This window comes from Streptomyces sp. NPDC048420, from assembly GCF_040651535.1.
In the GTDB taxonomy this organism is placed as follows: domain Bacteria; phylum Actinomycetota; class Actinomycetes; order Streptomycetales; family Streptomycetaceae; genus Streptomyces.
This window is the reverse complement of record NZ_JBEZKG010000044.1, coordinates 34,139-45,897: the sequence shown is the minus strand read 5'-3', so window position 1 is coordinate 45,897 and position 11,759 is coordinate 34,139. Positions and strand designations below refer to the sequence as shown.

The window sequence follows — 11,759 nt, the reverse complement described above, 5'->3', positions numbered from 1 at the left end:
GCCGGATGTCGGCCGGGGTGGCTCCGCAGTACTGCGGGGCCTTGGGAAAACGGGCCAACTGCCAGGTCGCGGTCAGCGTCCACGCCGCGACCGATGGGACCTGTCCCCGAGTGGTGGACACCTCTGAGCCCGGCCCCGGCAGGGGGCTGGGTAGGAGGAATCTCTTATGGTGATGAAGGTCTACTCGCCCGAGTTCAAGGCGGACGCTGTCGCGCTGTACCTGTCGGACCCGAGCCACACCTTCGAGGGCATCGGCAAGGACCTGGGGATCAGCCGGGAGACGCTGCGTAACTGGGTCCGGGCCGAGCGGGCCCGCCACGGCGGGGGCAGGTCCCCCCGGCCGATCCGGACGGGCCGGGCGATGTTCCTGCGCAGGTGATCGGCGAGCTTGCGGATGGACCAGCGAGAGAAGGGCTTGCCCAGCACGGTCGGGCGGGTGGTGGCCGTCTGGACGACGAAGTCCTCGTCGTCACGATCGAGAAGGCGGGGACGACCTCCCGCCCAACGAGGGTCCAGGCATGCGAGCCCGATCTCGTTGAACTTGTGAATCACGTCGCGGACGGTGTCCTCGTCCGCCTGGACCAGACGTGCTATGACCGGGACCGTGCTGCCGCCGGCGGAGGCCAGCAGCATCATCGCCCGCCGGAACCGCACCGAGCTGGTACTGCCTCGCCGGACGATGTGTCGGAGTTTCTGCCCCTCCTGCTCGGTCAACCCGCGAACCCGGACCGGTTGCGCCATCCCGCCTCCCCCACTGCCCCGGGAAAGCATTACCAACCAGCACACGAGCAACCCGGCGAACCTTCCCAGTCACAGCACTAGCAGTCACCCGTGCTCGCCTTGCAGATGTGCATCAAGAAGAAATGGAGGCCCTCCGGGAGCAGAAGATAGGGCTGGAATGCCAGATTTCCGATGTCCGTGCCAGTGCGTCAGATGTGCACCATCTGAACCAGTCAAGAAGCTTGTTGCTGATGAGCATGCGAAGGGTTTCGTACCGGCGATACATTCGTTTTCTTTATTTCAGATCGTAGAGCGCCGGAAAGGCAGCGCCTCCACCGCTTTGAGCAGATCAGAGATTACTCCAACTTCACCTCGCCACGACCTTCTGAGGACGCCCGCCGAAACGGGCGTCCTCAGAACCACTTTCTAGACTCTCCGGTGCGAGGAAGAAACAACCATCAGCCATGCGCCCGGCGGTACTTGCGGACCGCCAGCGTGCGGAAGATCAGGACGATCACAACCGACCAAATCAGCGAGGCCCAGACCGGGTGCTGCATGGGCCAGGCGTCGGACGTCTGGAACCCTGGTGGAAGGTTGCCGAACAGTTCGCGGCAAGCCTGCACTGTGGCACTGAATGGGTTCCACTCCGCGATGTGGCGCAGGAAGGTTGGCATCTGGTTCGCGTCCACGAATGCGTTCGAGATGAACGTCAGCGGGAATAGCCAGATCAGACCGCCCGAGGTGGCCGCTTCAGGAGTACGGACGGACAGGCCGATGAGAGCGCCGATCCACGAGAACGCGTAGCCGAGGAGCAGAAGCAGGGCAAACCCGGCGAGCACCTTGCCAAAGTTCTCATGCGTGCGCCAGCCGACGATCACGGCGACGATCGCCAGGACGACGAGAGTGAGCGCTGTCTGTGCCAGATCGGCGATTGTTCGACCGGTCAGCACCGCGCCCCGGGTCATGGGCAGCGAGCGGAAGCGGTCGATAAGTCCCTTGTGCATGTCGTCGGCGATGCCCGCGCCGGCGCCCGCGGTGGCGAACGTGACGGTCTGAGCGAAGATGCCCGCCATCAGGAACTCTCGGTAGGCCTGGGTCGAGGTGGAGGAGCCAACCTGGATCGAGCCGCCGAAGACGTAGGTGAACAGCACCACGAACATGATGGGCTGGACCAGCCCGAAAATGATCATCTCGGGAATCCGGCTCATGCGGATCAGATTCCTGCGGGTGATGACCAGGGAATCGCTCACAGCACTCACTTCGCCTGCTCCTTCCGGGCGCTCACGTGCAGGTCTCGGATGCGCAGCGAGATGAATCCTGACCGACATGAGCGAACAGGATCCGGGATCCGGGACATCCGGATCAGATTGCGCTGGGCGACGACCAGCGAGTCCCGGACGGACTGGCTGAGGGGGTTGCCGGGAGCCGCGACCCGCGCGGTGTCGGTGACGGCGCTCACTTTGCGGTCTCCTTCTTGTCGTTCTCCTCGTTCTTCTCCTCGGCCACGTGTCCCGTCAGGGACAGGAAGACGTCGTCGAGGGTCGGGCGGCGCAGTCCGATGTCGTCGATCTCGATGCCGCGGGTGTCGAGTTCGCGGATGACCTCGGCGAGCAGCTTGGCGCCGCCGGTGACGGGCACGGTCAGTTTGCGCATGTGGTCCTCGACCGTGGTCTCACCCTTGCCGAAGCCGCGCAGCACCTCCGAAGCGGTCTGGATGTGCTCGCGCTCGTGCACGACGACCTCGACGCGCTCGCCGCCGGTGCGGGCCTTGAGCTGGTCGGAGGTGCCCTTGGCGATGACGTGGCCGTGGTCGACGACGGCGATGTCGTGGGCGAGGTGGTCGGCCTCTTCGAGGTACTGGGTGGTCAGCAGGAGGGTCGTACCGCCGGATACCAGCTGTTTGATGACCTCCCACAGCAGTTGCCGGTTGCGCGGGTCGAGGCCGGTCGTGGGCTCGTCCATGAACATCACGGGTGGTGAGACCACCAGGGCGGCCGCGAGGTCGAGTCGGCGGCGCATGCCGCCGGAGTAGGTCTTGGTGGGGCGGTCGGCGGCGTCGGCGAGGTCGAACTGCTCCAGCAGTTCGGCGGCGCGGGCCTTCGCCGGCTTGGCCTTCATCTGGTAGAGCCGGCCGACCATCTGGAGGTTCTCGCGGCCGGTGAGGTATTCGTCGACCGCCGCGAACTGGCCGGAGAGGCCGATGGAGCGGCGCACGGCGTCGGGGTGCTTGAGGACGTCGATGCCGGCGACGACGGCCGAGCCGCTGTCCGGCTTGAGCAGGGTCGTGAGGCAGCGGACGGTGGTCGTCTTGCCCGCGCCGTTCGGTCCGAGGAGGCCTAGGACGGTGCCCTCCGGGACATCGAGGTCGACGCCGTCCAGAGCCTTTACGTCGCCGAAGGTCTTGACCAGACCTTCGGCATAGATGGCGCCTGGCATATGAGTCTCCACGTCGTCGGGGATTCGTGAGAAAGCCTGGGTTGGTACGTTTTCTTCCGCCTGACGGACGGCGGTGCGATGAGCGGCACGGACACACCATAACGCGATGTATCGCGTCTCTCAATGGACTTACCCGAACGAGTGAACCCGAGCCTGGTGACCTCAGTCGATGACCGTGTAGCCCGCCTCGCGCAGGGCTCGGCCGACCTCGGCGCAGTGCTCCGGTCCCTTCGTCTCCAGGTGCAGCTCGACCTCCGCCTCCGCGAGCCCGAGCCGTGGGTCGGTCCGGACGTGGCTCACGTCGAGGACATTAGCGTCGACCACTGACAACACCCCGAGAAGCGTCGCGAGGGCACCCGGCCGGTCCGTGAGCCGGAGCCGGACGGCCAGGTAGCGGCCCTGCGCGGACATGCCGTGGCGCAGGACGCGCTGGAGCAGCACCGGGTCGACGTTGCCGCCGGACAGCACGGCGACGACCGGCCCCTCGAAGGCGCCCGGGTTGCTGAGCAGGGCCGCGACGGGGCTCGCCCCGGCCGGTTCGACGACCAGCTTGGCCCGCTCCAGGCACAGCAGCAGCGCGGCGGACAGCTCGTCCTCCGTCACCGTGCGGACCTCGTCCACGAGCTCGTCCACGATCCCGAACGGCACATCGCCGGGCCGGCCGACCTTCATGCCGTCGGCCATCGTCGCCGGGTTCTCGATCGACACCGGGCGTCCGGCGGCCAGCGAGGGCGGATACGCGGCCGCGCCCGCCGCCTGCACGCCCACGATCCGCACGTCGGGCCGCAGCGCCTTCACGGCGATCGCGACACCGGCCGCGAGACCGCCGCCGCCGATGCCGAGGACGACGGTGCGCACCTCCGGGCACTGTTCCAGGATCTCCAGGCCGACCGTGCCCTGGCCTGCGATGACGTCGGGGTGGTCGAAGGGGTGGATGAACACCGCGCCCGTCTCGGCCGCGTACTCCTGTGCGGCGGCCAGCGTCTCGTCGACCACCTGGCCGTGCAGGCGCACCTCGGCTCCGTAGTCCCTCGTGGCGCTGATCTTCGGCAGGGGGGCGCCCTTCGGCATGAACACCGTGGAGCGCACGCCGAGGAGTGTGGACGCCAGCGCGACGCCCTGCGCGTGGTTGCCGGCGCTCGCGGCCACGACGCCCGCGGCCCGCTCCTCGGGCAGCAGCCCGGCGATCCGGACGTAGGCGCCACGGAGCTTGAACGACCCCGTCCGCTGGAGGTTCTCGCACTTGAAGTGCACCGGTGAGCCCACCAGCTGGGTCAGGTGGCGGCTGCCCTCCATGGCGGTCGTCCGCGCCACGCCCGTCAGCATCTTCTGCGCGCCGCGCACGTCGTCGAGCGTCACCGGCGGCACGGGGTGGGCCTTGCGGTAGTTCATGACTCAAGTCTCGCAGTTCACACGTGCAGGCCCGCGCTGTGACCAACGTCCGAGACGGGTTTGCGCAGCGCTGGTACGGCCTGCCTCCCGGCCGCGTACTCTGTCCCCCAATCCAGCTCCCCCTTCATGAAGTGAGCCTCCGGCCATGCCCACAACACCTGGAATGTCGATGGACATGACGACCGTCGGTGACACCGGTCTTCTCGACACCCTGCAGCACGAGGTGGCGGTCTTCGCCCGTCGTGCCGAACAGACCCGGCTCGGTGGGGTGGGGCAGGTGCGCAACTCCATGGACCGCGCCGCGTACCTGCTGCTCAACCGGCTCGACAAGGAAGGTCCGATGGGCGTCAAGGCGCTCGCGGCGAGCATGGGGATCGACTCGTCGACGGTCACCCGGCAGGTGGCGCCGCTCGTCGACACCGGGCTGGTCAAGCGCACCTCGCACCCGGAGGACGGTCGCGCGGTGGTGCTCCAGCTGTCCCCGCGCGGTCAGTCCCGGCTGGAGGAAGTGCGTTCCTCCAGGCGTCAGTTGATGGCCGAGTTGACCGGCGACTGGGAGCCGGAAGAGCGCGAGGCCTTCTGCACGCTCCTCACCCGCTTCAACACCGCCCTCTCCTCCCGGATGGCCGCCCAGGGCGTGCCGGGTCCTGAGGCGCAGTCCTCGTAGGGACACGCGCGCGTGTACCGCCCCGCCTCTTGACCGGACGGCCATGCCGGGCCTCAGATGAGACTGGGTCCTCGTGGCCGTACGAGGCCGTCGTACGGCCCATCCGCAGGCGGGAGGTGCGGTGCGGCAACGGCAGGTGTCCCAGGGCGTGCGTCGAACCCGCGAGTTCGAGGCGTTCGTCGCGGGCGCGGCCGGGCGGCTGCTGCACGCCGCGACGCTTCTGACGGCGGAGGCACCGGACGACAACCCGCGGGCGCGGCGCCTGCTGACGCTGGCGCTCGCCCACACGTACGCGTGCTGGGACCGGCTGCGCGGCGAGGACCCCTATGACCGCGCCCGCCAGTACCTCGCCCTGCGCTTCGCCCACGGAACGTGGCGCCGCCACGGCATCCTGTTCCTCGGCCGCCGCCACCCCGTCGGCCCGCTGGCCCGGCTCGCCCCTCAGGAACGTCTGATCGTGGTCCTGCGCCTCTACGAGGGTGTCGCCGAGGAACAGGCCGCGGCTCTGCTCGGCCTCCCCACCGAGCGTGTCCGCACGATCTGCGACCGCGCGACGGCCGCCCTCCTGGACCCGCCGCGCGGGCCCGCACCGGCGGTGGTGGCGAAGGCGGCGGCGTCGTGAAAGGGCGGGGCGGCCGTACCGGGGAGCGGCACGGAGGGCACGGTGGCCGTGACGGCGGCCAGGCCCTGGGCCGGCACGACAGGAGTCCCGGAGGCGGCATGGACCGCCGGGACCGGAGCGACGGCCGTGTCACCGCGGGGGCCGACGGGAAGCGCCGCGCCCGCACGCGACAGCCGGGTGACGGGAGGTGCTGGTGAACCGGGGCCAACGGGAGTCCGCCGTACGTCAGCTCATGGAGCGGGTGTCGCCGCAGGTGCCGGCGGATCTGTACGGGGAGGTCGTGCGGCGCGGGTCGCGCATGCTGCGGCGCAGGATCGTGGCGCGCCGGATGTTGTGGCTGCTGCTGTTCGCCGCGAGTGTGGCGTTCGTGGTGTGGGCGCTGACCGCTCGCCCGTGGGTGGAGCCGCCGTCCACGACGACTCCACCGATGACGGACTGGTGAGTCCGGCTTTCCTACTCGGCCAGTGCCTGCTGCAGGTCCTGCAGCAGGTCGTCGACGTTCTCGATGCCCACGGACAGTCGCACCAGGTCGGCGGGGACCTCGAGCGCCGAGCCCGCCACGGACGCGTGCGTCATCCGGCCGGGGTGCTCGATCAGCGACTCGACGCCGCCCAGGGACTCTCCGAGCGTGAAGACCTTGGCGCGGTTGCAGACCTCGACGGCCGCCTCCTCGCCGCCCGCCACCCGGAAGGAGACCATGCCGCCGAAGGACCGCATCTGCTTGGCCGCGACCTCGTGGCCGGGGTGGTCCTCCAGGCCCGGATAGAGGACATGCGTCACGCGCGCGTGCCGGGTCAGCATGTCGGCGATCTTCGTGGCGTTCTCGCTGTGCCGGTCCATGCGCACCGACAGCGTCTTGGCGCCGCGCAGCACCAGCCAGGAGTCGAAGGGCCCGGCGACCGCGCCCATCGCGTTCTGGTGGTACGCCAGTTCCTCGCCGAGCGCCTCGTCGGCGGTGACCAGTGCGCCGCCCACGACGTCGGAGTGGCCGCCCATGTACTTGGTCAGGGAGTGGACGACGACGTCGGCGCCGAGCGACAGCGGCTGCTGGAGGTACGGCGTGGCGAAGGTGTTGTCGACGACGAGCTTCGCCCCCGCGTCCCGCGAGACCTGGGCCACGGCGGCGATGTCGGTGATGCCGAGCAACGGGTTGGAGGGGGTCTCCACCCACACGGCCTTGGTCTTCGGGGTGATCGCGGCCCGTACGGCGGCCGGGTCGCTGGTGTCGGCCACCGACCATTCCACACCCCACCGGGCGACGACCTTCGCGAAGAGGCGGAACGTACCGCCGTACGCGTCGTTGGGGATGACCACGTGGTCGCCGGGGCTGAGCAGCGTACGCAACAGGCAGTCCTCGGCCGCCAGTCCGGACGCGAACGCGAGGCCCCGGCGGCCGCCTTCGAGGGCGGCGAGGTTCTCCTCCAGGGCGGTGCGGGTCGGGTTGGCGCTACGGCTGTACTCGTAGCCGCCGCGCAGACCGCCGACGCCGTCCTGCTTGTAGGTCGAGACCTGGTAGATCGGCGGGACCACCGCACCGGTGAGGGGGTCCGCGGTGTTGCCCGCGTGGATGGCGAGGGTCTCGAAGTGCTGACTGATGTGCCTGTCGCTCATGGGCTCCGAGGGTAGTCCGCTCGGGAGGCCGATGACGGACGCCGGGCTCCCCACGGCCGGACGGCAGGGTTTTCCCCAGGTACGGAAGCCGGCCCGACGTGTTTTCCACAGGGGCGGACCGGTCCCGGGCAGGTTTTCCACAGGCCGCTGACGGGGTTGGGCAATTGTCGGTGGCGTCTGGAACCCTTGAGGCATGGAAATTCTCTGGGTCCTGATGGCGGCTGCCCTGCTGGCCTTCGTGCTGCTCCCGTTCCTGCGGCGCAGGCGGGGCGGGATAGAGCTGGTCCCGGCGGGCCACCCGGACGCCGCAGACCCGGCGGACTACGGCTTCGTACGGCAGGAGGAGCTGGACATCCGCATGCCCGGCCCCGACCAGGATCTGCTGGACGTACTGGACCTGGTGCAGCGCACACAGGACTACAAGGCGGCCTCCCAGCTCCTGGCCGGCACCGAGCGGGAGGGCGAGCCGCGCTGGCAGCGGGTGCAGGCCTTCGCCGGGGCCGCGTCGCTGGAGCTGCAGCAGCGCCCTGGCGGGGTGAGCGAGGCGCCGGGCGGGCAGTGGTTGCGGGTGTGGCGGGCCGAGCATCCCAAGGACGCGGGCGGCGCGGCCGTGCACGCGGAGTTCCTGGTCCAGCAGGCGTGGCGGACGTCGACGCCGGGCACGGACGAGTTCCGGATCATCATGGAGGAGGCGAAGGCGGCCTGCGGCGAGGCGGCGCTGCTGGCGCCCGGCGATCCGATCCCGTACATCGTCGAGCTTTCGGTGGCGCGCGGACTGGGCTATTCCCAGGCCGAGTTCGAGCAGCTGTGGCTGAAGATCCTGGACCGCGCCCCGAACCACATGGGGGCGCACCTGGCCGCGCTGCACTACTGGTGCGAGAAGTGGCACGGCTCGCGGGAGCTGGCGTACAGCTTCGCGGAGGCGGCGGCCGCCCGGGCGCCGCACGGCTCGCTGCTGGCAGCGATGCCGCTGTTCGCGGTCTTCGAGCACCTGCCGGAGGTGAACCTGGTCAGCGGGTTCTACCAGAGCGAGGTCGTGACGAAGGCGATCCACGGCGCTCTGCACGCGGTCCACTCGGCCCGCGCCGACGACCCGATGCTGGCCCATGTGCGGCACCTGCTGGTGTTCTTCCTGGTCCGCGGTGAGCGCTGGGCGGAGGCGATGAGCCAACTGGTGCACATCGACGGCCATGTCGGCGCCCTGCCGTGGACGTTGTCCGCCGATCCGGCCGCGGAGTTCGCGATATACCGGGCGCTCGCGGTGGCGGGGTACGAGGCGAACGGTGGGAGCCCGGCGACGCTCACGCAGTGACGTCCCAGCCCCTCCCCGGGCGCGATCTTGCCTCATGGCGGACCGTTCGGTCATACTCCGCGCTCACCCGTGTTTAGTCATGAGCACGACCTACTGCGCTCATTCGACCGGCCGGGCCGCCGTTCCTTGATCATTGATCTTTTGATCCGTCCTGTGGGGGGACCTCTGCCCAATGGGCACGACTCTGCGTGCGCTGCGCGCTCTTCTGCTGCTCGCCGGCTTCTATCTGCTCGGCGTCCTGTTGCTGGCCGCGCTGGCCGGTGCCGACTACCTACTGTTCCGGCATGCCCCGACCAGCCTCGCGGGCAAGTTGATCATTGTCTCCGTACTGCTGGCGATCCCGCTGGTGCGCGGCCTGTTCATGCTGCGCACCCCGCAGGAGGAGGACATGGCGGGCCTGCCCGTCACCGAGGCCGAGGAACCCGAACTCTGGCGGACGGTAAGGGAGTTGGCCGACCAGGTCGGCACCGCCGCGCCGTCCCGGATCGTCTTGACGGCCGACGTCAACGCCGCCGTCGCCGAGGACGCCCGGCTGCTCGGCCTGCTGCCCGGACCGCGCCGCCTCTATCTGGGCGTACCGCTCATGCAGGGGCTGTCGCAGGCCCAGTTGCGGGCGGTCCTCGCGCACGAGCTGGGCCACTACTCGAACTCCGACACCCGGCTCTCCGCCCTCACCGTGCGCGGCCGTGCCCAAGTGCTGCGCACCATCGAGCACTTCGAGCAGCGCGCCGACAAGACCGCGGCGCGCGAGAAGGCCAGGCAGGAGAAGAAGAACACCAAGGCCGAGGCGAAGGGCAAGCGGACCAAGGAGATCGACACCGACGGCGCGGGCATCACGTACCGCGCGATGGCGCAGCTCTACATCGGCTACGCCAAGCTGTACTTCCGCGCCACGCTCTCCGTTTCCCGCCGCCAGGAGTACGCCGCCGACGCCGCGGCCGCCCGCATCACCGGACGGGACGCGACCGCGTCGGCGCTGCGCGAGCTCCCTGCGCTGGACGGGGCGTTCGACTTCTACATGAACTGCTACGCCACCCTCGGCACCGGCCAGGAGCTGCTGCCGCCGCGCGGTGAGATGTTCGGCGGCTTCGGCCGGATGCTGAGCGCCCGGCAGCTCGAGCTGGTCGACCGGCGCGACAGTCTGCCGACGGGGCCCTCGTCGCCGTACGACTCGCATCCGCCGATCGCCGACCGGGTGCGCCGGATCGAGGAACTGCCCGACGACGGACGCGCGGACGAGGCCCGCGGCGCCGCCCTCGATCTCCTCGCCGACCCGCGGCGGACGCTGACGGAGCTGGAGGACGCGGTCCTGTCCGAGGAGGTGCGAGGGTTCCGCCGTACCGCGGACTGGCAGGAGCTGCTCGATCTGGTGATGGCGGAGTCGTTCCGTGCCGGCACCACGCCGCTGGACCGGGCGTACGTCGCCTACACGAACGAGCAGCCGACCCTGTCCGCGCTGCTCGACCTGATCGAGGACGGGCGGCTGTGGGAGCTGGCGAAGCGGCTGCCGTTGTCCGACGAGGCGGCCGCCGCTCAGGGGCGGGTGTTCCGTGAGTTCGTACGGCCGACCCTGCGCAGGTCGCTGGCGAGCACGGCGCTGGCCGAGCTGAACGCCCGGGCGCTGCTGCGCTGGGAGTTCTCCTGGGAGCGGTCGGCGATACCGCATCTCCCGCCCGCCGCCGACGGCACCGAACCCGATCTCGACGAGGTGGTCGCCCCGGCGGTCGCCGACACCCCCGACACCGCCCCGCTGCGGGCACTGCTCGCCCACGAATCCCCTCAGCGAGGTGCGCTGTGATCATCCTCTGGGTCGTTCTGGCCGTCATCGGACTGCCCCTGCTCGCGCTGGGCCTGTACTTCGCCAAGGCCATCGTCCAGGGCGCCGTCGAGGGCTGGCGCGGAGCGGACGAGTCCGACGACGACGCCGACAAGCCGTACGAGCTGCCCGCGGCGGCCGCCGCCCTCGGGCTGCTGCCGCCCGAGCAGCAGAACCGGGACTCCGCGGCGCCGGTCCCGGCCGTACTCACGGCGGCGCTCGACGCGGCGAAGGCCGGGGACTGGCGGGCCGCCGCGGATCTGCTGGCCGCGACGGCCGCCGAACGGGACTGGGAGCACCGGTCCTTCCACAGCTGGTCTCTCGCGGATGCCGCCGCCGAGGACGACACCTGGCTGCTGGCCTGGGAGTCCGCCCGCCCCGACGACCCGGGCGCGGCTCTGGTGCGGGCGCGCAGCACGGTGGCACTGGCAGGGAAGGTCCGTGGCGCGAAGCGGGCGAAGCACACCACCTCCGAGCAGTTCCAGGGCTTCCACCGGCTCATGGAGGAGTCCCGCGCGCACCACGAACGGGCGGCCGCGCTCGGCGTCGAGGGCGACCCGGTGCCGTACATCGGACGGATCTCGACGGCGCTGGGTCTCGGTGATCCGCACATCGAGGTGGAACGCATCTGGAAGGAGATAACCGACCGCGACCCGTACCACTACGAGGCCCACTACATGGCGCTGCAGTACTGGTGCGCCAAGTGGCGGGGCTCGGAGAAGCTGGCCCGGGACTTCGCGTCGGAGGCGGCGGCGAAGGCACCGCTGGGCAGCCTGATGACGGCGTTCCCGCTGATCGCGCACTTCGAGCACGACGAGTCGGATTCGACGGACGCCGACCGTACGCCCGAGATGCGCGCCCTGGTGGACGCGGCGCTCGCGGACGCGGCGGCGGCCGATCCGGCGCACCCGCGGCTGCCCGAGGTCCGGCACCTGCTGGCGTACTACCTGTGTCTGCAGGACCGGGACGAGACGGCGATGGAGCAGTTCCGGCTGGTCGACGGGTATGTGGACGCGCTGCCGTGGCGTTACCGGGGCGACCCGGCGGGCGAGTACTGCCGGATGCGGGATCTGAGCCTGGCGAACACGGGCGGCGGCACGGAGTCCCAGGACTGACGCGGCTGGGCCGGAATGCGGGGCGGCACGGGCAAGTTGCAGAGCGTGCCGCCCCGCGTCCCCACCCC

Annotated in this window: 10 protein-coding genes and 4 pseudogenes; 8 read left to right on the top strand and 6 right to left on the bottom strand. The window is 70.1% G+C overall.

The window, feature by feature from the left end:
• A pseudogene (locus AB0D34_RS44260) lies at window positions 1–107 on the top strand (transposase); the annotation flags it as partial.
• A gap of 59 nt (window positions 108–166) precedes the next feature.
• Window positions 167–322 (top strand): annotated as a pseudogene (locus AB0D34_RS44255) (transposase); the annotation flags it as partial.
• Between the two features lie 14 nt (window positions 323–336).
• Here the strand turns inward: AB0D34_RS44255 and AB0D34_RS44250 are convergent.
• The 5 genes and pseudogenes from AB0D34_RS44250 to ilvA all read right to left on the bottom strand — a co-directional run.
• Window positions 337–741 (bottom strand): annotated as a pseudogene (locus AB0D34_RS44250) (helix-turn-helix domain-containing protein); the annotation flags it as partial.
• Window positions 742–1,178: 437 nt separating this feature from the next.
• A complete protein-coding gene (locus AB0D34_RS44245; RefSeq protein ID WP_362673146.1) occupies window positions 1,179–1,979 on the bottom strand; it encodes an ABC transporter permease in 801 nt (266 codons plus the stop codon).
• 74 nt (window positions 1,980–2,053) lie between these two features.
• A pseudogene (locus tag AB0D34_RS44240) lies at window positions 2,054–2,179 on the bottom strand (ABC transporter permease); the annotation flags it as partial.
• The gene (locus tag AB0D34_RS44235) at window positions 2,176–3,156 is read right to left on the bottom strand and encodes an ATP-binding cassette domain-containing protein (protein WP_362673144.1); all 981 of its coding nucleotides are present in this window, start codon (window positions 3,154–3,156) and stop codon (window positions 2,176–2,178) included. The gene AB0D34_RS44235 and the pseudogene AB0D34_RS44240, both read right to left, overlap by 4 nt.
• Before the next feature lie 162 nt (window positions 3,157–3,318).
• Entirely contained in the window at window positions 3,319–4,548 is a 1,230-nt protein-coding gene (gene ilvA, locus AB0D34_RS44230) for a threonine ammonia-lyase (RefSeq protein WP_362673141.1), read from the bottom strand.
• Window positions 4,549–4,711: 163 nt separating this feature from the next.
• Between ilvA and AB0D34_RS44225 the strand changes: the two genes are divergently transcribed.
• The 3 genes from AB0D34_RS44225 to AB0D34_RS44215 all read left to right on the top strand — a co-directional run bounded on the left by AB0D34_RS44225 (window position 4,712) and on the right by AB0D34_RS44215 (window position 6,279).
• Window positions 4,712–5,215 carry a MarR family transcriptional regulator gene (locus AB0D34_RS44225; RefSeq protein WP_362673158.1) on the top strand — a complete coding sequence of 168 codons (504 nt, stop codon included), beginning with the start codon at window positions 4,712–4,714 and terminating at the stop codon, window positions 5,213–5,215.
• A gap of 121 nt (window positions 5,216–5,336) precedes the next feature.
• Window positions 5,337–5,837: a sigma factor-like helix-turn-helix DNA-binding protein gene (locus AB0D34_RS44220; protein WP_362673155.1), complete on the top strand. Its 501-nt coding sequence runs from the start codon at window positions 5,337–5,339 to the stop codon at window positions 5,835–5,837.
• Window positions 5,838–6,030: 193 nt separating this feature from the next.
• The gene (locus AB0D34_RS44215; protein WP_362673139.1) at window positions 6,031–6,279 is read left to right on the top strand and encodes a hypothetical protein; all 249 of its coding nucleotides are present in this window, start codon (window positions 6,031–6,033) and stop codon (window positions 6,277–6,279) included.
• A gap of 11 nt (window positions 6,280–6,290) precedes the next feature.
• Here the strand turns inward: AB0D34_RS44215 and AB0D34_RS44210 are convergent, their stop codons facing one another.
• Window positions 6,291–7,448 carry a cystathionine gamma-synthase gene (locus tag AB0D34_RS44210; protein ID WP_362673136.1) on the bottom strand — a complete coding sequence of 386 codons (1,158 nt, stop codon included), beginning with the start codon at window positions 7,446–7,448 and terminating at the stop codon, window positions 6,291–6,293.
• 193 nt (window positions 7,449–7,641) lie between these two features.
• On the opposite strand from AB0D34_RS44210, the gene AB0D34_RS44205 reads away from it, so the two are divergent.
• From AB0D34_RS44205 to AB0D34_RS44195, 3 genes are all read left to right on the top strand, one after another.
• Window positions 7,642–8,760 carry a hypothetical protein gene (locus AB0D34_RS44205; RefSeq protein WP_362673134.1) on the top strand — a complete coding sequence of 373 codons (1,119 nt, stop codon included), beginning with the start codon at window positions 7,642–7,644 and terminating at the stop codon, window positions 8,758–8,760.
• A gap of 172 nt (window positions 8,761–8,932) precedes the next feature.
• Window positions 8,933–10,558: a M48 family metallopeptidase gene (locus AB0D34_RS44200; protein WP_362673132.1), complete on the top strand. Its 1,626-nt coding sequence runs from the start codon at window positions 8,933–8,935 to the stop codon at window positions 10,556–10,558.
• Window positions 10,555–11,691, top strand: a complete 1,137-nt coding sequence (locus tag AB0D34_RS44195; RefSeq protein WP_362673130.1) for a hypothetical protein — start codon at window positions 10,555–10,557, stop codon at window positions 11,689–11,691. Before AB0D34_RS44200 ends, AB0D34_RS44195 begins: the two co-directional genes overlap by 4 nt.
• Window positions 11,692–11,759: the final 68 nt, after the last annotated feature.